At 32.7% G+C, this 23,302-nt stretch carries 17 protein-coding genes; 5 read left to right on the top strand and 12 right to left on the bottom strand.

Going from position 1 to position 23,302, the window contains the following annotated elements; translation table 11 throughout:
* Positions 1 to 218: 218 nt before the first annotated feature.
* The 5 genes from ACFWU4_RS06460 to ACFWU4_RS06440 all read left to right on the top strand — a co-directional run bounded on the left by ACFWU4_RS06460 (position 219) and on the right by ACFWU4_RS06440 (position 2,737).
* A complete protein-coding gene (locus tag ACFWU4_RS06460; RefSeq protein ID WP_411126011.1) occupies positions 219 to 368 on the top strand; it encodes a hypothetical protein in 150 nt (49 codons plus the stop codon).
* A 116-nt stretch (positions 369 to 484) separates the two neighbouring features.
* Positions 485 to 937: a peptide-methionine (R)-S-oxide reductase MsrB gene (msrB, locus tag ACFWU4_RS06455; RefSeq protein WP_411126009.1), complete on the top strand. Its 453-nt coding sequence runs from the start codon at positions 485 to 487 to the stop codon at positions 935 to 937.
* Entirely contained in the window at positions 937 to 1,482 is a 546-nt protein-coding gene (msrA, locus tag ACFWU4_RS06450) for a peptide-methionine (S)-S-oxide reductase MsrA (RefSeq protein WP_411126008.1), read from the top strand. The genes msrB and msrA overlap by 1 nt, the downstream gene beginning before the upstream one ends.
* Before the next feature lie 65 nt (positions 1,483 to 1,547).
* Positions 1,548 to 1,799, top strand: coding sequence for a glutaredoxin family protein (locus ACFWU4_RS06445; protein ID WP_411126006.1), 252 nt, complete (start codon positions 1,548 to 1,550; stop codon positions 1,797 to 1,799).
* A complete protein-coding gene (locus ACFWU4_RS06440) occupies positions 1,778 to 2,737 on the top strand; it encodes an aldo/keto reductase (protein WP_411126004.1) in 960 nt (319 codons plus the stop codon). Before ACFWU4_RS06445 ends, ACFWU4_RS06440 begins: the two co-directional genes overlap by 22 nt.
* 1 nt (position 2,738) lies before the next feature.
* Here the strand turns inward: ACFWU4_RS06440 and ACFWU4_RS06435 are convergent, their stop codons facing one another.
* The 12 genes from ACFWU4_RS06435 to ACFWU4_RS06380 form a co-directional block, all read right to left on the bottom strand.
* A complete protein-coding gene (locus ACFWU4_RS06435) occupies positions 2,739 to 4,154 on the bottom strand; it encodes a TolC family protein (RefSeq protein ID WP_411126002.1) in 1,416 nt (471 codons plus the stop codon).
* Between the two features lie 16 nt (positions 4,155 to 4,170).
* Entirely contained in the window at positions 4,171 to 4,842 is a 672-nt protein-coding gene (locus tag ACFWU4_RS06430) for an ABC transporter ATP-binding protein (RefSeq protein ID WP_411126000.1), read from the bottom strand.
* Between the two features lie 9 nt (positions 4,843 to 4,851).
* Positions 4,852 to 5,595 carry a head GIN domain-containing protein gene (locus ACFWU4_RS06425; protein WP_411125998.1) on the bottom strand — a complete coding sequence of 248 codons (744 nt, stop codon included), beginning with the start codon at positions 5,593 to 5,595 and terminating at the stop codon, positions 4,852 to 4,854.
* Positions 5,596 to 5,625: 30 nt separating this feature from the next.
* Positions 5,626 to 8,013: an ABC transporter permease gene (locus ACFWU4_RS06420; RefSeq protein WP_411125996.1), complete on the bottom strand. Its 2,388-nt coding sequence runs from the start codon at positions 8,011 to 8,013 to the stop codon at positions 5,626 to 5,628.
* Positions 8,014 to 8,025: 12 nt separating this feature from the next.
* Positions 8,026 to 10,383, bottom strand: coding sequence for an ABC transporter permease (locus ACFWU4_RS06415; RefSeq protein WP_411125994.1), 2,358 nt, complete (start codon positions 10,381 to 10,383; stop codon positions 8,026 to 8,028).
* A 274-nt stretch (positions 10,384 to 10,657) separates the two neighbouring features.
* Positions 10,658 to 11,218 (bottom strand): DinB family protein, encoded by a 561-nt coding sequence (locus tag ACFWU4_RS06410; protein ID WP_411125992.1) that lies wholly within the window; start codon positions 11,216 to 11,218, stop codon positions 10,658 to 10,660.
* A 100-nt stretch (positions 11,219 to 11,318) separates the two neighbouring features.
* Positions 11,319 to 12,479, bottom strand: a complete 1,161-nt coding sequence (locus tag ACFWU4_RS06405) for a S41 family peptidase (RefSeq protein WP_411125990.1) — start codon at positions 12,477 to 12,479, stop codon at positions 11,319 to 11,321.
* A gap of 277 nt (positions 12,480 to 12,756) precedes the next feature.
* Positions 12,757 to 15,204: an ABC transporter permease gene (locus ACFWU4_RS06400; RefSeq protein WP_411125988.1), complete on the bottom strand. Its 2,448-nt coding sequence runs from the start codon at positions 15,202 to 15,204 to the stop codon at positions 12,757 to 12,759.
* Positions 15,205 to 15,259: 55 nt separating this feature from the next.
* A complete protein-coding gene (locus tag ACFWU4_RS06395) occupies positions 15,260 to 17,647 on the bottom strand; it encodes an ABC transporter permease (protein WP_411125986.1) in 2,388 nt (795 codons plus the stop codon).
* Positions 17,648 to 17,669: 22 nt separating this feature from the next.
* A complete protein-coding gene (locus tag ACFWU4_RS06390; protein ID WP_411125984.1) occupies positions 17,670 to 20,048 on the bottom strand; it encodes an ABC transporter permease in 2,379 nt (792 codons plus the stop codon).
* Between the two features lie 15 nt (positions 20,049 to 20,063).
* A complete protein-coding gene (locus ACFWU4_RS06385; RefSeq protein ID WP_411125982.1) occupies positions 20,064 to 22,463 on the bottom strand; it encodes an ABC transporter permease in 2,400 nt (799 codons plus the stop codon).
* Positions 22,464 to 22,598: 135 nt separating this feature from the next.
* Positions 22,599 to 23,276: an ABC transporter ATP-binding protein gene (locus ACFWU4_RS06380; protein WP_411125980.1), complete on the bottom strand. Its 678-nt coding sequence runs from the start codon at positions 23,274 to 23,276 to the stop codon at positions 22,599 to 22,601.
* Positions 23,277 to 23,302 lie beyond the last annotated feature (26 nt).

The raw sequence follows: 23,302 nt of genomic DNA, 5'->3' as shown, positions 1-23,302 counted from the left end.
TTAGCATTTAGCATTTAGCATTTAGCATTTAGCATTTAGCATTTAGCATTTAGCAAAATATTTTAAAGTGTAGCGCTTTAATAGCAACTGGATAAAAAAATGAATATCATTATTTTAACATTCTTTAATATAAAATAATATTGTTTTGTTAAAGCATTTCAATTGTTCTTAAAAGCATTAATATATCCTTATATTAATGAGAATCAAACAAATAAAACATGAAGTTTATAAAAGAAGAAGATGACACAAGACGAGATTATATCTTTCAAAAAGATGCAAAGACAAAGTTTACCGCCGCATTAGTTTCAAGCGTTTTAGTAATTTTAATTTTAGCTGTAACAGCAACTTACTTTACTCTAGGTTCATAATATACACGGCAAATAAATAGATAAAAGATCAGAAAATTATTTAAGTAATTTTCTGATCTTTTTTTCGACTATATTTACAATAACCATGTTAAATATAAAAGAAAGGACATAAAAGTATGCTAACTTGGAAAGACGTTATCCAATTTTCCGTTAAAGGAAATCCAACGCCCGATAGACGCGTTGAAAAAACACAAGAGGAATGGGGAAATCAATTAACTGTAGAACAATTTAGAATCACAAGGCAAAAAGGCACAGAACGCCCTGGAAGTGGAGAACTATGCAGTATTTACGACGAAGGTCAGTACAATTGTGTTTGTTGTGATACACCATTGTTTGACTCAACAATAAAGTTTGAATCTGGCACTGGATGGCCAAGTTTTACACAACCAATTAAAGAAAACGCTATTAAATACCATAAAGATTCTTCTTTCGGTATGGTGCGTGTCGAAGTAATGTGTAATACCTGTGATGGTCATTTAGGACATGTCTTTCCTGATGGACCAGAACCTAGTGGACTACGCTATTGTATTAATTCTGAATCAATGATTTTAGATAAGGAGATTTCATAATGACAACTACAAATTTACAAATTGCCACAATTGGTGGAGGTTGCTTTTGGTGTACTGAAGCTGTATTCCAAGAAGTAAAAGGTGTGAAAGAAGTCGTGTCTGGTTACTCAGGAGGAACTGTGCCTGGACGACCTACATATAGAGAAATATGCTCTGGTTTAACTGGCCATGCTGAAGTTATTAAAGTAAAGTTTGATGCCAATATGATTACTTATGAAGATATTTTAATCATTTTTATGACCACTCACAATCCTACGACTCTTAACCGACAAGGTGCTGATCGTGGTACGCAATACCGCTCCGTTATTTATTACCATAATGACAAACAAAAAGAAATAGCAGAACTGGTAATCAATGAATTGTCACAATATTACGAAAACCCGATAGTTACAGAAATATCTGAAGCTGTTACTTTTTATGAAGCTGAAAAAGAACATCAGGACTTCTATAAAAATAATCCAGACTATGGTTATTGTAGCTTTGTTATTGACCCAAAATTGTCTAAGCTACGTAAGCTTCATTCAGATAAGTTAAAAAGTGCCTAATTACAAATATCAAAAGTGATCATTATAGTTACTTTGGGTATTCTAAACAAGACAGTTGTTAAAAAATGGCATATCAAAATATAAAATTATTCGGCGCAGAGCGTTGTCACAAGACAGGATATTACAAAAGCTTTTTAGAAAATTTAAATCTTGAATACACTTTTTTAGATGTTGAATTAAATGACTTATTTGCAGACGAATTAAGAAGTTTATATAAGAGTAGAAAACTTAATTTCCCCACTATTACCATTAATTCTAAGACCTTAAGAAATCCATCAGATAAAGACCTTTTAAAATGTCTAGACAAACTAAAATAGGACTGGGTTTGGCCGCTTTAGGTAGGCCAGATTATATTAACATAAGAACTCAAAAGCAAATAGACAAATCAATTGAGGCCTTTAACGAAAACGCTCTAAAAGTTTTAGATAATAGCTATGCTCTTGGTATTAGAGCTTTTGACGTCGCTCCTTCTTATGGTTTAGGTGAAAAATTTTTATTGGATTGGAATAACTCGCGAAAACATAATGATGTAAACCTCTCCACAAAATTCGGTTATACTTACGTTGCAAATTGGGAAATAGGATTTGATGGTAAACATGAAATTAAAGAACATTCTATTACTAAACTCAATGAGCAATGGGAAATTTCTAAAGCGTTACTACCTAATTTAAAAATTTATCAAATTCATTCTGCAACCTTAGATAGTGGTGTTTTATCTAATAAGGCTGTCTTATCTAGACTAAACCAATTGAAGAAAAATCATAATCTAAAAATAGGAATATCATCAAGCGGAACAGAACAAATTAAAATAATTGAAAAAGCCCGAGATATAATTTTTGATAATGAGGCTTTATTTGATAGTTACCAAGTAACTTTTAATCTTTTTGACCAATCGTGTTATTTGGTTTTAAAGGAGTTGTTAGCAAACGGAAAGACCGTTATAATTAAAGAAGCATTAGCAAATGGCCGCATATTTAGAAATAAATCATTTCAAAACTATAAAACCATCTATGACTATCTCGATCTACTTGCTACAAAATATAGTGTTGGTGCAGACGCTATTGGCTTACGTTTTATAATAGACTATTTAGAACCTACGATACTATTAAGTGGTGCATCTAATTGTAAGCAAATCGAACAGAATTTAAAAGCTTTGAATTTTGAATTGGACCAAACCGAAATCGAAAAACTAAAATCATTTAGTGTTTCTCCGAAAAGTTATTGGGAAGAACGAGGTAAATTAAAATGGAATTAATTTACACGCCTCTGTAATAGTCTAAAACCTTTACACGCAATAAATACTCATATTTAGCATTTGCTAAGTTAACCTTAGCATTATCTAAATTATTTTTACTTGTCACATAATTTAAGAAGTTAGAAACACCACTATTAAACCTAATTTCGTTAATGCGATAGGACTCTTCATAAGCATCAACTTGTTTCTGCAAACTTTGATAGCGTTCATAAACAGCTTGCATATCAAAGTGAACCTGTGCAATGGTATTTTTTATATCTAAATGTGTTCGCTCTAATTCTAGCATAGACTCCTCTACCCTAATCTTCTCTAAAGCTACATTATTCTTAGCTCTAAAGCCATTAAAAAGTGGCACATTAACGGCCACACCAATAACCGTATTTAGATTATTATCTAACTGATCTTCATAGCCGATAGACGCAGCTTCAAAATTTGTCTGCTCCGTCACTACAGGTAAATCTTGCCCATCGACGGTTACAAATTCTCCTGTATCTACAATACTTGTACCTGTTGCATTGAAAAGTTGCGCTGCACTAGAATAGTTGGTATTTATGCCACCAAAAACAGATATTTCTGGTGTAAACTGAGATTTCGCTACACTAACTCCTTTTTTAGCCGCTTCAATACGCAATTCATTAGCTTTAAATGTCGCTAAGTTTTCTAGTGCTTGTGTATACACCTCATCAGCGGATAGACTATATTTTTCGAAATCTAATAGTATAGACTCTGCATTAATAAGCACATCCTCTGGCAAATTTAGTAAGCGTACAAGATTCAGTTTGGTACTATTCAAATTAGATTCTGAAACTAAAATACTCGTTTCATCATTAGCGATTTGCCCCAAAATATCTGCATAATCAGCTGGGTTACCAGATTCGTTATCATAAAAGTCTTTTTGAATCTTTAACTGCTTTTTAGTGGTTTCATATCTTGCTTTAGTTAAATCTAAAACTGCGTTACTATTTAAAACCTGAAGATAAGCCAGAGTAACATTTAAAACTAAATCTTGCTGAGCAGCTTCTTTTTCTAACTCAGAAGCTTTTCTATTTAATAAGTCTTGTTTAGCAGAATTTAATAATCTAAATCCGTTAAAAATAGTCATGTCTAGACTTAATCCCATATTAGAGAAGGTTAATTCTTGATTTATAAAATCATTGGTAAAAGGATCAATACTTCTACCATCGTTAACTCCTAAATTAAAATTACCATTAAGACTTGGCAACATATTAGCTTTTGATTGTTGATGATTCACTTTTGCCGTATTGGCTCTTAAATTTGCTGATTTTAAATCAAGATTATTTTCTAACGCAATAGTTATACATTCTTCTAAAGCATAACTTTTTTGAGATAATTCTTGAGTATATCCTACCAAACCCAATACAATTGTGAGGGCGAAAATTAATTTTCTATTTGTCATGATTTCTATGTTGTTGCTAAACGATTTTACCGTCCAATAGATTAACTACTCTGGTGCCATAAGAAGCATTATCTTCTGAGTGTGTGGCTTGTATAATCGTCACACCTTCTTTATTCAATTGAGAAAAAAGTTCCATAATTTCTGTACTCTGCTTCGAATTTAGATTTCCTGTTGGTTCATCCGCTAATATCAATTTTGGTTTACCGATTAAAGCTCTTGCAATTCCAACTAATTGTTGTTGTCCTCCACTTAATTGAACTGGGAATAAATCCTTTTTTCCAACAATATTAAAACGATCTAGCATATCAGCAACTAATGCTTTGCGCTCTGACGACTTAACATTTTTATATAATAATGGAGTTTCAATATTTTCCCAAACAGTTAACTCGTCAATAAGATGATAGGCCTGAAATACAAATCCTATATACTCTTTATATAATTTAGATCTGTTTCGCTCTTTCATACTGTGTACTGGTTCTCCTAAAAAGGTATAACCACCACCTGTAAAACTATCTAACATTCCGATACAATTCAATAAGGTAGATTTACCAGAACCAGAAGGTCCCATTAATGAAATAAACTCCCCTTCTTTTACTTGTAAATCAATGTTATCTAATAACGTGACTTTATTGCTACCTGAGTTAACTGTTCTAATTGCTTCGTTTAAACTTAGTAATGAATTTGACATAATGATTAATTAGTTAATTTGATCGATGGTTGATGCGCCAACACCAAAACCTCTATCTATTTCAGGATTTCCTTTATAGTACAATTCAGCCTCACCAAACGCGGTAAATTTTATGTGCTCAGAAGTATTTACTCTAAATATAGCTTCTCCTAAAGCTCTATATTTTCCTTTTCTATTCTTAACGTCTACCACGTTAATCTCTCCTTCTCCATAAGCCGTTATTCTTTGGTAATCAATAACTCCTTTCTTTATTACCAATTGACTTTCACCATAAATATCTGCACTTAAATTTTTAACATTCATAGCGTTAAATGTAACCTCAGACTCGCCATATATTTTAAGCCTAAATTCATCTACCTCAATTGAGCTATCACAAACTATGCTTTGCTCACCACGTAATGATAAATCATCAATAGTTTTATAAGTAACTTTTACAGTCAATACTTTTCCTTTATAAATCGGCACTTTCATCTTCATTCCGTTCTCAACTCTTTTCTCTTGTTTTGTTGTCATTTTCGCATCATCTAAATACACTCTGAGTGTTCCATTATTGACTTCAATATTTACAATATCATTAGACAAAGTATTTTCTAAAATAGTAACAGATTCTTCGTCACCTTGCACAAAAGTTGTTTCGATATGTGGACTAATGATGACCTTATTAAAAGCATCAACGGTCTTTTTTGATTGTGCTTTTAAACTTTGACCCAAAATAACCAAAGTTATAATTAAGATGTGTTTTAAATTTTTCATGATTTTTGATTTTTGATTTTTTGATGAATTTTATTCTGTCTTTAAACTCTTTATTGGATTTGCAATTGCAGCTCTAATTGCATGAAAGCTCACGGTAAACATTGCTATTCCTATGGCACAAATTGCTGTAAAAACGAATGGATACCAGCTGATATCAATTCTATATGCAAAATCTTGCAACCAGTTATTCATAACATAATAAGCTAATGGAAATGACACTATTAAAGCTACAACAACCAATTTTATAAAATCGACAGACAATAACTGAACAATACCAGATACTGATGCACCTAATACTTTACGAATACTTATTTCTTTGTCGCGTTGCTCTGACGTAAATGCTGCTAAACCAAAAAGACCTAAGCAGGCTACAAATACCGCTAAAATTGAAAATATCATACTGATAGATGCTGTTCGTTTTTCTTGTAGATACAGTTTTTCTAAATTTTCATCCAAAAAACTATAATCAAAAGGAACATTAGGAGCTACTGTTTTAAAACTTCTTTCAATACTACTAATACTTTGTTCTAAATCGCTAAAATTAATTTTAGCCAACATATATTCCTTACGTTCTGTGGACATATTATGAAATGCATAAGCACCAATAGGCTCTCGCAAGGATGCGTAGTTAAAGTCCTCGACTACACCAACGATATATTCATTATTACCTGGAAGCATTTGAATAGATTTACCAATCGCTTCTTCCGGAGTGAAACCTAAATACCTAGCAATTTTTTTGTTTATTACCACCTCGACTAAGGTATCTCCTTGTACTTTGTTTTCGGGTAAATTTTTACCTGCAATAAATCTTAATCCCATGACTTCTATTGCTCTTGCTTCAGATCTGTTGGTTTGTACAGCCAAACCTCCGTCATCTTGTAATGGATTTTGTACCATTCTACCACTCACTGATTTCCCTGGATAACCTTGTGCAGCACCAACACTAGATACTATAGGTAATTCACTTAATTTTTGTTGAAATAATTGAACATCATTTTCATCATTTATACCATTAATTGAAATGGCCATAACTTGCTCCTTATTAAAACCCAAATCCTTATTTTGTATAAAATCGAGTTGTTTATAAATTACATAAACACCTATTATAAGTACAGTCGATGCTCCAAATTGCAAGACCACAAGCCCCTTTCTAATTGTCGTTGCCCAATATGAACCTACTTTACCACCACTCAATATTTTTTTTGCTGACAGACTAGACATATATAGCGCAGGATAAGAACCTGCAAGTAAAGTTGAAACACTCCAAATTGCCAATAGAGACACAATGAATGTTCCTGACCATATTAACGTATTAGGAATCTCTTTTCCCGAAATTTGATTGAACATAGGTAAACAGATTAACGCCAAACACACACCGAGCAAAATTGAAATAGCCGTAATTAAACCTGTTTCGGTATAAAATCTTGTAACCAAATTTAAAAATGATGCTCCTAGTGTTTTGCTAACACCTACTTCTCGCGATCTTTTTTGAGAACGTGCCGTTGTAAGATTCATGTAATTAATACAAGCAATAACAAGAATAAGTAGGGCTAACCATGTTAAGCTTTTCACTTGTTCGATAGATCCTTTTCTAGAACTATATCCATTCTCTATGTTGCCAGAATACAAATGTACTCTATCTAAAGATTGCACACCAATAGTGTACCACTGCTCTTCTGTTTTTACATTTTTATCTAACATGTCTTTTAGCTTAGACTTCAGTACTATTTCGTCGGTACTTTTTGACGTTAGGATGTAAGTTTCTAAACTGGCATTTGACCATGTTGGGCGCTTAGCAAAAAAACTTGTTGCAAAAGAGACATAAAGATTGCCATCTAATGTTGTGTTTTTTGGTAAGTCCTCAAAAACACCGGTAATTTCTATTTCTAGTCGATCATCTATTTTTAAAATTTTTCCGATCACTTGGTCTGTACCAAAATAACGTTTTGCAGTACTCGTCGAAACAATTGCTGTATTTGGCTTCTCAAGAGCACTCTTCGCGAAACCATGTTTCAGTTTTAAATCGAATATTTTAAATAAACTTGGATCTGCATAATATAATGAGGATTCAATAAATTCTGAGTTTTCTGTACTTACATAAGCTGGCTCGCCAAAGCCATGTTTTAAAAAACGTGTAGCATCTAAAATTTCTGGAATTTCATCAATACTCGTTGGCGCGACCATTGCAGGTGCATTAGCATAAACTTTATTATCATAGCTTTCTGAGGTTTCAGTTAATATTCTATAAATCTGATCCTTTTGAGAAAACATAGTATTAAAGCTGTTTTCATGGTGAACAAACATAAATAATAAGGTTGCAATGGCAAGACTCAATGTTAAGCCTAATATATTTATAGAAGAAAAAAGAGGACTTCCGATTATATTTCTCCACGCAATTTTTAAATAACTTTTAATCATGACTCTTATGTTTTATTCTGTTTTTAAACTATCTGCAGGATTAGCTACCGCAGCTCTTACTGCCTGAAAACTAACCGTTAACATGGCTATTACAATTGCACTAAGACCAGCAATTACAAAAACCCACCAATTAATCTCTATACGATAAGCATATTCTTGAAGCCAATCGTGCATAAAATACCACGCTATCGGAATTGCTATTACAATCGAGATTGCTACTAGCTTTAAAAAGTCTTTTGATAGTAGTTTTACGATACCAGACACACTTGCCCCAAGCACTTTACGAACCCCAATTTCTTTTCGTCTTTGCTCTGCGGTGTATGCTGCTAAACCAAATAATCCTAAGCATGAAATAAGTATAGCAAGTATTCCAAAAACTTGGGATAACTCACCAATAAGCTGTTCGTCTTTAAATTTGGCATCAAAAACATCATCCACAAATTTGTAGTCAAAAGGATAGGCTGGCAAGTGCTTTTTCAAGACCATTTCAATATCTGCCAAAGCTTCGTTTACAGCACTATTTTTTTTAATCTTTATATACATATGTTGTGTATTATTTGGATAATTAAAAAACAACACCGGGTCGCTAGAACCAAACATGCTACCATGAAGATAATCTTCAACAACACCAACAACCTCAATATTTACATCATCCCCTCGTGTAATCTTCTTACCTATTGCACTATCACTACCCATCATTTTGGCAAGTGATTTTGAAATCAATGTAGAACTACTATCAGCTTCGATGTTATTACTAAAACCACGACCTTCAATAATTTCTAAACCTGTGGTTTCAAAAAAGCTTTGGGTTACATATCTAAAAGAAATTAAAACATCTTCAGTATTTGTTCCACCTTTCCACTGAAAACCTGAGCCATTAAATCCGTCGGATAGTATTTCAGAATTACTTAAAGTAGCATTAGACACAGCACCTGAATTAATTAAATCTTGCTGAATAACATTAAATTTATCAATAGCTTCTTCATTGATACGCATCGACAATAATTGGTCTTTATCGAAACCTAATTCTCTATTTTTAGCAAATTGAATTTGTTGATAGACTATAATTGTTGCTATTATAAATACTATTGAAATAGTAAACTGCCCAACAACTAAACCTTTTCTGATAAATGATACTGAACCTTCAGTAACTTTTAATCCTTTTAAAACGGCAACAGGTTTAAAAGATGATAAATAAAATGCTGGATATAAACCTGCTAGTAAACCACAAACGATAGCAATACTCAATAAAAGAAATAAATGTGTTGGGTTTGTTAAGCCTAAAACTAAATCCTTATCTATTATTAAATTAAACTCTGGTAATAATACGACCAAAAGCAAAATACTCACTAACATTGCGATAAACGATAAAATCAAAGCCTCTGAAATAAATTGTGCAATCAATCGACCACGACTAGAGCCCATGGCTTTACGTACGCCAACTTCATTAGCACGTTTTTCGCTTCGTGCTGTAGATAAATTCATAAAATTAATACATGCTATAAAAAGAATGATAAACGCAATGATTGTGAATAAAGTCACATATTTTATGCGACCACCAACTTTAACACCATTCTCAAACTTTGACCTTAAATGCCAATCTTTCATAGCATGTAAAATGGCGTAATCGCTTGTTTCTTCTTCCTTTGAAGCTATTAAACCCCTTACTTTTTTATCAACAGATTCAAAATTAGATTCTGGTGATAATTCTACAAAAGTGTCTGAAAAATTATTTCCATAAAAGGTCATCCATTCTTGACCATCTGCGTAGCGCTCAAAAGGTGCTATCCAATTGAAAGGAAATGAGGTATTCTTTGGCAAATTTTCAATAATACCTGTAACTAAATAATTATCTTTATTACTTACTCTTACAACCTTGCCTACTATCTTTTCGCCAACACCAAAAAGTTTTTCGGCAGTTCGTTGCGTCAATACAATAGCTTCAGGATTAGTAAACGCATCTTTACGATTACCTTCAATAAATTTTAAACTAAAAATATCTAAAAAATCCTGGTCAACAAAGCGTCCACGGCTGTTTATTGCATTGTCGCCAACTGTAAACAAACGTTCTTGACTACTAGAGCGTGTTGCTCTTAAAACCTCAGGAATATCATTTTTCATATCTTGAGCTAAAGGTCCAGGTGATGCATAAATTGTGTACCACTTACCTTCGTACTCTTGATTGGTTGGTACGTAGTATACATTTTCAGCACGGTCAAAAGATTGGTCAAAACTCAACTCATCTTCTACCCAAAGAAAGATTAAACTTGCACATGTGATTCCGATAGCTAATCCGAAAATATTTAGGAAACTATAGCCTTTATTTTTCAGTAAACTTCTGAATGCTATTTTAATGAAGTTAAGAATCATGATTATTCATTTTTTGATTGATGCTATTTATATAGAGAAGATGATGCCAAATATATAATAATCTGAATTACAGTATTTTACATTTTTATTCAAAAACAAAAGTGTCCGATTTCGATACAATTTTTGTTCGTAATCGGACGGTTTGTGTATCACTTCATTGAGCGTTTGAGTAACTTTTTCTGTAAGTAAAAATTGAATATAAAAATCCAAAAGGACTTTTGTAAGAAGTTGATAACCAATAATTAATTTGTCAAAACTTCAAACTTACCCGTAGCTATTTTTTGTTATCGTTATTCTTCAATATATCGCGTATAATCTTAAGGTGATGTTCTGTATGAATAGCAAGAAACTTAATAGTCTCGTCTCTATTCATAGTACCGAGTATAGGATGATTAAAGTGCTTCTTTTCTGCAAGCATAGGCAACTTTTCGACTGTAGCAAGCGCTTCATCATAATGCATTTTTAACGTATTGATAGTTAAATTTTCTGCTGGTCTTACAGACTCTGGCGCAGTAACTTTTCCTCTAGGTAACGTATTAGAAGTAAAGACATAGTCACGTACCTTATTAGATTCCGCTTTGTAATTACTTTCATCAGAATACTTGAGCGCTTTATGTAACTGATTTACCATTAAATAAATGTGATCCATATGCCATGCAACAGAAGCTTCCGACACTTCAAGGTTTATTGTATCCCGAACAGAAATATAGGATGCCACCTCATTAAGTTTTAAATTGAGATCAGAAGTTGCTTTGTCTGATTTCATACTTGCAGCACTGCTTAATACTAAGATGGTTGCCATAAAGATTAAGATGATGTGAATTCGATTTTTCATTTTTTAGATTTTTATTGATTTTGTTTAATTAGCTATAACTGTCTTGTGTAAATGCAGTAGCGGCATATGGACGCTATTGCGGTTTTGCACTTTGTTCGCTTTAGTTTTCTTTTTTCAGAATTTCTAACCCTTTATTGATTAAATGATTCTCGTCTATTACTTTTTTAACTTCTATCTGAGGTGCAATGCCATAACCAACAAACTCTTTTCCATTAGCTAGATAATCTCTTTTTGAGCAAATTTGAACGCCTCCTTCTCCTGGTAATGAAAATCCAATTGGGTTTCCGGTAGACCCTGCTGTAGTTCGCCCAATCACGATGCCTCTTTCTGTATTAAGAAATGCCGAAACAAAATCTTCACCTGCCGAATACGTCTTTTCGCTAATTAAGACTACAACTGGTTTGGTGTATCTTTTTGATTCTTCTTTGGGTTCAACAATGTTCCCTTCATTATCTTGCCATTGCGCACTAGATCCCCAAGAGACCCAAGCTGGCATATACATTAGTGTCTTCCAACGGGATGTTTCAAATGGCTTATCGACAAAATGACTCAGTACATAGTTTGCATAACCGTTATTTCCTCCAGTATTTTCTGATACGTCAATTATTAGTTTCGGCATGCTTTGGATATCTTGGAAAATACTATCAAACTTAGCATCCAGATTTCTTCCCCAGAATCTATTTAATTTAAGATAACCTGTCTCATCATTAAGTTTTCTAAATTCATAAGCAGAAGTTATAGACTTTGTACTAGTTAATTTTCGACTAATCGAATACACCTTACCAGTATTAGTTTTCAATTTTACTTTTTCCTCAATATGTCCTTTCAGCAAATGATAATCATACACTTGAACATTCATGTCTTGTTCTGTTGAATAAGAAACATAAGGCTTCACTCTTGATGATGCATACTCATGAATATTAATTCCGTTGATTTCTATAATATCCATTCCTTTTTTAAGTCCTTGATTTTTGATGGTATCATTTAATATTGCAGTAATGATGACCTTATTCTTAATTAACTCCGTCTTTATCGGAGGGGCAATTTCTTTAACCTCTCTTAACTGCCAAGGAACTACTACTTTCGTATGACCGTCATTTAGTAAAGCGCAAAACTCCTGAAGTTTTTTGTAGTAATCATAAGTAGAATTTGTTTCTAATACTTTTGGAATATACGCTTGATACGTTTTATCCCAATCTAATGCCGGAACTTGATCAAAGAAAACAAAGTTCTTATCTGCTTCTTTCCATACTTTGGACAATCCATAGATTTTCTCTTCGTCGGTAAGATTTTCTGGTACTTGAGAGTAAGCATTTCCAATAATTGCTACTAATCCGAATAGTAAGATGATTTTTTTCATTTTTGATTGATTTTAGTTAATGTCTTATTTGTTACCAATTATATAGTGAAGATGATGCCAAAAACATAACTATTTGATTATTAATTTTTTAACTTAAATATTGAAACTAAAAATGTCCGATTTCAGTACACTTTTTGTACGTAATCGGACACTTTAAAAATTCTAATAATTATAACTATTATTCTGAGCGTAACGAATTAACTGGATTTGCATTTGCCGCTTGAAGGGTTTTTGCACTAATCACTAATAATGCAAATAAAATCATTGCGCATCCGCTTAACAAAAACACCCAAAAACTAATACTTGTTTTATAAGCAAAATCTTGGAGCCAACTGTCAATTCCATAATAGGCAACAGGTATCGCGATTACGAAGGCAATAGCAACAAGAATTAAAAACTCTTTGCACAATAATGTGTTAATTTGCAATAACGAGGCACCTAAAACTTTACGCACACCTATTTCTTTTACACGTCTATTAGTGGTATAAATCACAAGACCCAAAAGTCCCAAACAGCTTATTAAAATGGAAAGTCCAGTTGACCAATTAAGTAGCTTAGATATTTTTTGTTCGCGATTGTAAAATTTAGCAATAGTCTCGTCCATAAATTCCACACGATAATCATCAGTTTCGGTATACACCTGTTGGTAGGCATTTTCGATTTTTGACAATGTAGATTTCAAATTTTCTGACGATTCATTATAAAACGATACATGCACAGCTTGGTATAAGCTAAAATTTGGTCGGTACCAATCACCAGTTAATGCCATTGGTTTTATTTTAGATTTTAAAGAACGTTGGTTAAAATCTGCCATTACACCAACAATGGGAATAAGCTTATTATTTGTTTCAACTTGTTTCCCAATAGCTTCGGCTGGATTGGAAAATCCTAAGCTGCGCAATAAAGTTTCATTGATTACTAATTCTCTGATAGTATCGTTTCTGTAAAGGCGTCCAGCTATAAGTTGAAGCTCAAACAATTTGGGATAATTAAGATCCCCATTAATATATTCCATTTCAGATTTTGCGATGTTCTCGCCATCGGTATAAGTAACATTTGTTGAATTTACCGCATTTGAAGCTGGTCCTTTTCCGCCAATACTCACTTGTTTTATTTCTGGAATTGTTTTCAACTTTTCTGCAAACAGCAACTTTTTAGAAAACTCTTCCTCGGCTCTTGGCTGAAATACCGAAACAATAGCATCAGTTTTAAAACCCATATCCTTAGTTAACAAGTAGTTGATTTGCTTACCAACCAATAATGTGGCAATGATAAAAACTTGCGCAATTGTAAATTGAAATACGGTTAAAAACTTACGTAAACCTACTTTATGTTCGCCCGCAGAAATTTGATTTTTCATTACAGAAACCGGGTTATATTTTGAAAGTACCAAAGCAGGATAAAATCCAGATAAAAAAGTAACCAATACAAGTAAAATAACTACACCAAAAATAACAACTGGCGATTTAAAAAGCTGGTAACTTAAATCATCTGGTACAAAATCTGAAAACACATTGATTAACCATTTTGAAAGTAACAAGGACAACACTGCAGAGATTAAGACTAAAATAAAAGCTTCTCCTATAAACTGCCCGATAAGTTGTTTTCTGCTGCTGCCCAAGGTTTTTCTGATACCAATTTCTTTAGCTCTTTGCGAGGCTTGTGCTGTATTTAAATTAATAAAATTAATACAACCTAAGAGCAATAAAAAGAGTGCGACAAGTGCTAAATTTCTTAATAGTGGTTTGCTGGCTTGTGCTTTTTCCCAATCATAAGTACCGTAATCCTCGTTAAAGTGAATATCGTTAAGTGACTGTAACTTAAACTTACGAAATTCGCCATATTTAATATCATCTTCGTCCGTGTGTTCTAACGCCAAATCATCCAAAAGTTTTTGTACACTTGCTACATCTGCATTTTCTTTAAACTTCACATACAATTGTGAATTAGAGTTTGTATTAAACCAATAGCGCTTAGTAATATCTATTTTTCTATTAGTTTGAAGTAAGGTAGCGTGTGATATAAATTCTTTAAAAACGATATCCGTTCGTTGTTTGTAATTCTCTACTACACCAGTGACCTTTACATTTATAGAGTCATTGTAAACTAATGTTTTACCAACAACTTCGGATGGCGAAAGCTTTGGGAAATATTCTTTAGCACGTGTCTGTGTTAAAACAACTTGGTTGGGGTTTTTTAATGCTTCCGTTTTATTGCCTGCCAAAAAATTATATTGAAAAATATCTAAATAATTTTGGTCAGCAAAAATCACAAATTTTGGCCATTTTAAAGTAAAGTCGTTTTCTTTGTTAACTGCTTTTGATGGTCTTTCGATGTAAAATTCACTTACAGTTTCAAAATTAGAATTATCTTCTACGGCACCTTTTAGTGCCAGTGTTATACCTGAATTATAGTATTTTTCTTCTGGGTCTGTAAATTCAGTTACTACTCTATAAATTTTATCTCCATCTTTATGAAAATCATCAAAAGTATAATCGTAATATATAATTAGACCTATAACGAAAGAAGCACTTAAACCTATGGTGAGTCCAATAATGTTAATTAATGAAAATACTTTATTCTTTGAGATATTTCTCCATGCTATTTTAAAATAATTTTTAATCATGATTTTTTGATTTTGATTTTGATACTGAAACAAGTTCAGCACAGATTGATGATGATTATTCTGTTTTTAGTGAGTTTATTGGGTTTGCTCTAGCGGCTTTGACAGCTTGAAAGATTATTGTAAATAACGCTATTGAACCTGCAATTAAACCTGCACTAGCAAAAACCCACCATCTTATTTCAATTCGATACATATAATCTTGGAGCCAATTACTCATTAAATAATAAGTAATAGGAATTGCAATAAGCAGAGAAATAAAAACTAGTTTCAGAAATTCTTTTGATATCAACTTAACAATACCATAGACTGAAGACCCTAACACTTTTCGAATACCAATTTCTTTTGTACGCTGAAATACATGAAATGACACCAAGCCAAATAAACCCATCCCAGCAATAAATAAAGCTAAAAATGCAAATACATTAAATGCATCACCTAGTCTTTTTTCCCCTTCATATAGCATTAAGTAGGTATCATCCATAAACTTTGCTTCAAAGGGCTCCAAAGGCGCTATTGATTTCATTTTTTTCTCAACAAAAGCTTTAGTGTTTTCAATATCATCAAGACTAACTTTCAATATCACATGTCCATGATTTTTAGACCAAGACTCTCTTCTTATTCTCATATACAGAGGTTCTATTGACAGATCAAATGTTTGTAAATGAAAATCTTCAACAACACCTATTACAGTTCCATTATCAAACTTCTTACCTACAGCAGTTTCCCAACCTAACTTTTTAATAGCCGCCTCATTTAGTATAAATGCTTCTGTAGAATCTGAAGCTATGTCTTTAGAAAAACTTCGCCCTTCAATAATTTTCATTTCAAAGAGATCCAAAAACTCATAATCAACAAATGTTCTATAGATATAAAGCTGTTGTTTATTCAAATTTCCCTCCCAACTATCTATTGGTCCTTGACTTGTTACATTAATAGGTAATTGCGTACTTACTGATACTTTATTGATATTTGGGTGGCTTAATAGCTCACTTCTCAAAACGGATTCTTTTTGATGTATGTCTTTATTGAAATAAGGTACATGAACGATATGTTCTTTGTTATAACCTAGTTTTTTCTCCTGAATAAATTTTAATTGCTGGGTAATAATCATACTCCCTGTAATTAATCCAATAGCAGCAACAAACTGCATAACAACTAACGCATTCCTGAGTATAGACTTACCTTTATGTCTCTTAACAAAGTTCCCTTTAAGCGCTTTTACTGGGTTTAGATTAGATAAAAATACCGCTGGATATAAGCCAGATAAACAACCGACTAATATCGCCATGGATAACATCCCTACGAGAATCCAGCTATTTCCAACAATATCTAACGGAATACTTTTACCTAAAAGTTTATTGAACTCTGGTAATAATAAAACGACTAAAAACAAGGCAATAACAAAACTAAAGAATGTAAGTAATATAGATTCGCTGAGATATTGAAAAACTAAATTTCGTTTACCAGCTCCTAAGGCTTTAAAAACTCCGACCTCTTTGGTTCTATGAACTGATCTAGATGTAGCTAGGTTCATATAATTTATAGAAGCTAGAAGAAGTATAATTATGGCGAGTAATGCAAAGAAATACACATACGCCAAATCACCATTAGGCTCTATTTCCGCATTCATTTTTGAATTCAGATGAATATCTTCAATTGGCTGTAATTCATATTGAGGATAAAATTGAAATCCATTGGCTTTATACGCCGGCTTTGTAACAGCATCATAACGGGACATTTTCTCCTGTAAAACTCTATAATCTTGGCCTTCTTTTAAGAGAATATAACCATAAGAATTATTGCTAACCCAATCATTAATCTCATAAATATGATTAGTGTTTTTTTCAATTGAGGCAATGAAATTATATGTGAAATGTTGGTTTTTTGGAGGATCTGCAATAACACCTTTAACAGTCATTATATCTTTATTGTTATATAAAATGGTTTTTCCTATTGAAGATGCACTACCAAAGATTTTTTCTGCCAAAGACTCTGTCAATAATATGGTATTAGGGTCGTCTATGGCGTCTTTACCTATACCTTCCAATACTTTAGTATTATAAATATCAAAAAAAGACTGATTAGTAAATAGTCCGCGCTCTAAAAAAGAATCATTACCATTAACAAGTAAGACATTCCATACATTTAAATTTGTGATAGATTCTACTTCAGGGAAATCTTGTTTTATAGCAGTACTTAAAGGCAATGGTGCTAATGCAAAATAATCTGTTCCTCTATAGTCATTTCCTTTTTGCTGTTGTACAATTCTATATATGCGATCTGAGTTTTCAATATGCTTATCAAAACTTAATTCAAACTGAATGTAAAAGGCTATTAAAATAAAACAAGTCATTCCGATAGTCAATCCTGATAAATTGATAAATGAGTACACCTTATTTTTAATAAGATTCCTCCATGCTATTTTGAAATAATTTTTAAACATAACTATTCAATTTAGAATTGATTTATTCTGTTTTAAGAGCATGTATTGGATTGGCTGTAGCTGCTCTAAAACATTGCCAACCAACTGTAATCATTGCAAATAATAAAGTTGCTAATCCTGCTACTCCAAAAAACCACCACTTTAATTCAATAGCATAGCCAAAATTATTTAACCAACTAGAGCATAGCCAATAGCCAATAGGAAAAGCAATTAATGAAGCAAAAACGACCATTTTACCAAATTCACTTGAAAGCATTTTTACAATACCAAAAACACTAGATCCTAATATTTTACGAATACCTATTTCTTTTGCTCTTCGTTCTGCTGTAAAAGTTGCTAGTCCAAAAAGGCCAAGACATGAAATAATCACAGCTAAGGCTGCAAAAAAATCTGAAAGATCAGCAACTTTGGTTTCTGCTGCATACAGATCATTATAATCACTATCTAAAAAAGAATAATCGAATGCATAGCCAGGATTAAATTTCATATAAATGGCCTCCATTTTTGAGAGTGTTTCCTTCTCTGTACCAGGAGCAATTCTAACCATTACATTATTTCCATAAGGTCTAAATCGCATAATAAGCGGTTCCACTTTTTTATGTAAAGAACCATATTGAAAGTCTTTTACAATTCCCACTACCTCTTGCTTACGTTCTCCTTTCTGAAGTAATGTTCCAATAGGGTTTTCTAACCCCATTAACTTTAAAGCTGATTCATTAAGTATAATTTTGTCGTAATCGTCATTAAATTCTTTTGAAAATGTACGACCGGCAACTAATTCCATTCCTAGCGTTTCTATAGCACCATAACCCATTCTCGGCGATTGAAAAACAACATGGTCTTCTGAATTCTTTCCAGGCCATGACCAACCACTATTATTATCTTTACCATCTAGAAAATCACCATTCATAAATCCAAGACTTATAACTGATGGAATATTTTTTAATTCAGAAAATAGAACTTTTGGTTTTTCATTATTACTACCTATTTCAAATTGAATTACATGCTCTTTTTGATAGCCCAAATTTTTTGTTTGCATGTAATCGATTTGCTTGTTGATTACCAAAATGCCAATAATAAAAATGATTGAAATTGTAAATTGAAAAACGACCAGACCTTTTCTAATAAAAAACTCCCAAATAGATTTTGGTGCTTTGCCTTTTAAAACGGCTACAGGCTTAAATGCAGACAATCTAAAAGCAGGATAGCTTCCTGCCAATAAACCTGTTACGATGACAATACCTGTGATTATTAGCAATTGATTGGTTCCGAGACTCAGCAAAATATTTTTACCCGTAATTAAATTAAACTTAGGTAGAAATAAAACCACCAAAAGCATAGCTACTCCCAATGACAATAGAACCAAAATAATAGCTTCACTCAAATACTGATATATTAATGAACTTCGGTTAGCACCAAGTGTCTTTTTTACACCAACTTCTTTCATTTTTCTGCTCGCTTGTGCTGTAGAAAGGTTCATGAAATTAATACAGGCAATAAGTAATGTAAAGAGGGCTATAATGATAAATAACCTTATATAAGTAATTCTCCCACCTACTTGTACTCCATTTTCATAAGGCTGTTTAAGATATCTATCCGAAAATTTTTGAACAAAAGAGGTGAATTTAAATTTTCCATCTCTTTTAGTATTAAGATAGTTAGCTATTTTTTTATTGAAATCATTAATATTTGTTTGCGGTTTTAAAACTAAAAAGGATTTTGCATAATGCCCACTCCAATCACCAGCCCATCTGTCTGCATCTATCAATAAGTCTGAATGGACTATATAATCAAATTGAAGCGTCGAATTTGTAGGAGGTGTCTTAAAAACACCTGAAACGACTAGTGTTTCTTCCCCATTTCCATCTGTCCACTTATAGTTCCAATTGAGTGTTTTTCCTATAGCATTGCCTTCAGTTTTAAAAAGCCGTCTGGCTAAACTTTCTGAAATAACAACATTGTATTTATCTTTTAAAACTTCATTTTGGTTTCCAACTAGTAAATCAAATGTAAATACTTCAAAGAAATTTGGTGCAGCAAAAAAACCTTTTGCTACTTGATTATTATCATCTAAAGAGAAGACTCCTTCTGGAGTGGCAAAATCATTATTAATACAAGTCGCTGATAATACTTCTGGAAATTCTTTTGTAATTGCATCTGCTAATAAGATAGAGCTACCATCCATGGTAATAACCTCATCGTTCATTTTTAAGTTAGATATTACTTGATATAATTGCGCTTCATTCTCATGAAATTTGTCAACACTCATCTCATCACTCACCCACAGCGAAATAAAAATCACGCATGCCATACCAGCTGAGAGTCCAACAATATTTATTAGAAAACTACTTTTGTACTTTTTAAAACCTCGGATTGCTATTTTAAGATTATGTTTTAACATGATGACTAAAATTTATTATTCCGTTCGTAAACTCTTTACTGGGTTTGATCTAGCAGCCCTAATTGCTTGAAAACTGACAGTTATCAATGTAATTATTAATGCCCCAAAACAAGCAATTGCAAAAACGTCCCAACCTACATTAGTGCGATAACTAAACTTTTGCAACCATTCTCCCATAAAATAGTAAGCCAAAGGAGATGCTATTAAAAGAGCTATTAAAACCAACGTGATAAAATCCTTTGAGAGCAATAACCAAAGTTGACTAATCGAAGCACCCAATACTTTTCTTACTCCAATCTCTTTTGTGCGTTGTTCTGCGACAAAAGAAGCTAAACCAAATAAGCCCAAACAACTTATAAAAATGGCTAACCCAGTGAATACTCTTGCTAAACTCGCAACACGCTCTTCAGATCTAAACTTTTTTCCATATTCTTCATCTACAAACTGATAATCAAATGGTGTGTTTGGAAAATTCTTTTTGAATACTCCTTCGATAAGTGTTAAATTCTCGCTGGTACTTTTTTCTGGATTTAATCTTAGATTATAAAATGCAATATTTCCATATTTTTCAAAAACATACATGGCTTGTTTTACTGGACTGTATGGTGATTGTACTATCATATCATCAATAACACCAATGATTTGCATTGGAGTAAAAGGATCTTCTGTGTCAGAATCTCTTATATATTTACCAATTGGATTAGTAATGTTCATATACTTTACGGCTGTAGCATTAAGAATAACAGCATTTGAATCTGTAGCAAACTCACGTGAAAATCCTCTTCCTTCTTTTAACTTTAAACCTAAGGTTTCTACAAAATCATAGTTAACCGATGTATGTGCTAAATCCTCTTGAAAACCGACTGGTTTGCCATCCCAATTGTAACCACTGCGGTTAGACCAAATATTTGTAGTCGGGCTGCTCATTGTAGTCATACTTGTAGCTCCTCCTGAGGCTATAAATTGTGTGCGCATTACCTCGTGCTTGCCAACAAACTCAGAGCTCATTACAGGTATTTGAATTAAACCTTCCTTATTATAACCTACTGGTCTGTCTTTACTAAATTGAATCTGATTCATCACCACAAGAGTTCCTATAATCAGTGCCACAGAAACTGTAAATTGGGCCACCACTAAAACTTTTCGCGGTAATGACGAAAAACGTCCTGCTTTAAATGTGCCTTTTAAAACTGTAACTGGATTAAAAGATGATAAATATAGGGCTGGATAACTACCTGCTAAAAAGGATGTAACAACTACGAATAGTAATGATATAGACCAAAACTGAATATTAGTCCAAGGAAAAACAATCGCTTTGCTGGCAAGATTATTAAATCCATTTAAGCATAGTAATACAATACCTAGAGCAACTACAAATGATAACAAAACAATTAAAAATGATTCACTTAAAAACTGAAATATTAATTGACCACGTTGTGAACCAATAGATTTTCTAATACCAACTTCTGTTGCTCTTTTTTCTGAACGTGCTGTACTTAAATTCACAAAATTAATGCAAGCCAAAAGAAGTACAAATAATCCTATAACACCAAACAACCATACATTTTCTATTCGCCCGCCTGTTTGTACGCCATTTTCAAAATCACTTCTTAAATACCAATCCTCCATTGGAAACAAAAAAATTTGTGGATTAAATTCAGCCTCTTCAGGTGAAGCGTTCTTTTTTACATTAACAATTTTAGAAGTAATGGCATCCATTGTTGTATTCTCATTGATCTGAACAAACATTTGAAACGAATTATTTCCCCAAGAATCTTTAGCACCTTCTAACCATGGTTGGGTAGTTACATAATGTTTCCAAGGCATTAAATACTCCATATCACTAAAGAAATTATTCTTAGGAATATCCATATAAACGCCTGTTACACTTAAATCTTCAGCATTATTAATTTTAATAATTTTACCAATAGCAGATTCAGAACCGAATAAAGACACTGCGGTAGATTTAGAAATCATAATAGAATTCTTCTCTTTTAATCCATCACGAATGCCTTCAACCATTTGAAGATCTAACATTTCTGGGGCACCCTCTTGCATGGCATTTCCTAGTCTATAAATATTGGTTTCACCAAACTTTAAATACCTTGGTTGCTCCCAAGAAGCCATAACAATATGTTTAAAGTTATCATTATAATCTTGTCGCAGTGCGAACTCTAAAGGTCTAGGTATTGCTGGGCCAGTATCTGTTTCTCCATTATTAGATTCGTGCTGAAATATCTGAGCAATAGTGGCCTTGTTTTTAAAATACCCATTGTAATTTAATTCATCAGCAATCCAAAGTCCAATCATAATAGTTGCAGCCATACCCACTGCCAACCCAGATATATTTATAAAAGAATAGACTCTATTTTTAAGAAGGTTCCTAAATGCGATTTTAAAATAACTTTTGAGCATAATATGTATAAATTACTGTTCGTTTTTTAATTGATTTGGTTTAAACACTTCAGTACAATTGATTGATTGATTTTCTGGCTTGCTTGCGCTATACCGAAGTGCTTTCCACCTGATTGATTTGATTGATGATAATTTTTAAGCCAAAATATTTTCAGTCACTTTTTGTCCATCTAACATTCTAATAATCCTATGACTGTATTTAGCATCGTGTTCACTATGTGTAACCATAATTATTGTCGTTCCCGCCTCATTAAGATCAATTAGTAAATCCATAACTTCATTACCATTGGTACTATCTAGGTTACCAGTAGGCTCATCTGCTAATATTAATTTTGGTTTGTTCACTACTGCTCTTGCTACGGCAACACGCTGCTGTTGACCACCAGATAACTGCTGCGGAAAGTGATTACGACGATGCATAATTTGCATTTTTTCTAAAACTGCTTCTACTTGTTTTTTACGCTCTGCTGGTTTTACACCTGTGTAGATTAATGGTAATTCTACATTTTCAAAAACTGTTAATTCATCGATGAGATTAAAACTCTGAAATACGAACCCGATATTATGCTTTCTTAATTCTGATCGTTTCCGCTCATTATACCCAGCTACTTCTGTTCCGTTAAAAACAAAACTTCCACCATCTGGATCATCTAATAAACCTAAAATATTTAGCAAGGTAGATTTACCACAGCCCGAAGGCCCCATTATAGCAACAAACTCACCTTCCTTAACTCCAAATGACAATTTATTTAAAGCAATTGTTTGAACTTCCTCAGTTTTATAAAATTTCTCTAAGTCTTTAATTTGTATCATGGCATTTATATCTTTTATTGATTGTA

The sequence above is a fragment of the Winogradskyella sp. PE311 genome, assembly GCF_046545555.1.
Taxonomy (GTDB): Bacteria; Bacteroidota; Bacteroidia; order Flavobacteriales; family Flavobacteriaceae; genus Winogradskyella.
Note: the sequence above shows the minus strand (reverse complement) of the source record. Positions and strands in the feature narration are given on the sequence as shown.

Bases quoted from the DNA above. Each gene is read 5' to 3' on its own strand.
- ACFWU4_RS06460 (WP_411126011.1), top strand. From the start codon at position 219: ATGAAGTTTATAAAAGAAGAAGATGACACAAGACGAGATTATATCTTT.
- msrB (WP_411126009.1), top strand. From the start codon at position 485: ATGCTAACTTGGAAAGACGTTATCCAATTTTCCGTTAAAGGAAATCCA.
- msrA (WP_411126008.1), top strand. From the start codon at position 937: ATGACAACTACAAATTTACAAATTGCCACAATTGGTGGAGGTTGCTTT.
- ACFWU4_RS06445 (WP_411126006.1), top strand. From the start codon at position 1,548: ATGGCATATCAAAATATAAAATTATTCGGCGCAGAGCGTTGTCACAAG.
- ACFWU4_RS06440 (WP_411126004.1), top strand. From the start codon at position 1,778: ATGTCTAGACAAACTAAAATAGGACTGGGTTTGGCCGCTTTAGGTAGG.
- ACFWU4_RS06435 (WP_411126002.1), bottom strand. From the start codon at position 4,154: ATGACAAATAGAAAATTAATTTTCGCCCTCACAATTGTATTGGGTTTG.
- ACFWU4_RS06430 (WP_411126000.1), bottom strand. From the start codon at position 4,842: ATGTCAAATTCATTACTAAGTTTAAACGAAGCAATTAGAACAGTTAAC.
- ACFWU4_RS06425 (WP_411125998.1), bottom strand. From the start codon at position 5,595: ATGAAAAATTTAAAACACATCTTAATTATAACTTTGGTTATTTTGGGT.
- ACFWU4_RS06420 (WP_411125996.1), bottom strand. From the start codon at position 8,013: ATGATTAAAAGTTATTTAAAAATTGCGTGGAGAAATATAATCGGAAGT.
- ACFWU4_RS06415 (WP_411125994.1), bottom strand. From the start codon at position 10,383: ATGATTCTTAACTTCATTAAAATAGCATTCAGAAGTTTACTGAAAAAT.
- ACFWU4_RS06410 (WP_411125992.1), bottom strand. From the start codon at position 11,218: ATGAAAAATCGAATTCACATCATCTTAATCTTTATGGCAACCATCTTA.
- ACFWU4_RS06400 (WP_411125988.1), bottom strand. From the start codon at position 15,204: ATGATTAAAAATTATTTTAAAATAGCATGGAGAAATATCTCAAAGAAT.
- ACFWU4_RS06395 (WP_411125986.1), bottom strand. From the start codon at position 17,647: ATGTTTAAAAATTATTTCAAAATAGCATGGAGGAATCTTATTAAAAAT.
- ACFWU4_RS06390 (WP_411125984.1), bottom strand. From the start codon at position 20,048: ATGTTAAAACATAATCTTAAAATAGCAATCCGAGGTTTTAAAAAGTAC.
- ACFWU4_RS06385 (WP_411125982.1), bottom strand. From the start codon at position 22,463: ATGCTCAAAAGTTATTTTAAAATCGCATTTAGGAACCTTCTTAAAAAT.
- ACFWU4_RS06380 (WP_411125980.1), bottom strand. From the start codon at position 23,276: ATGATACAAATTAAAGACTTAGAGAAATTTTATAAAACTGAGGAAGTT.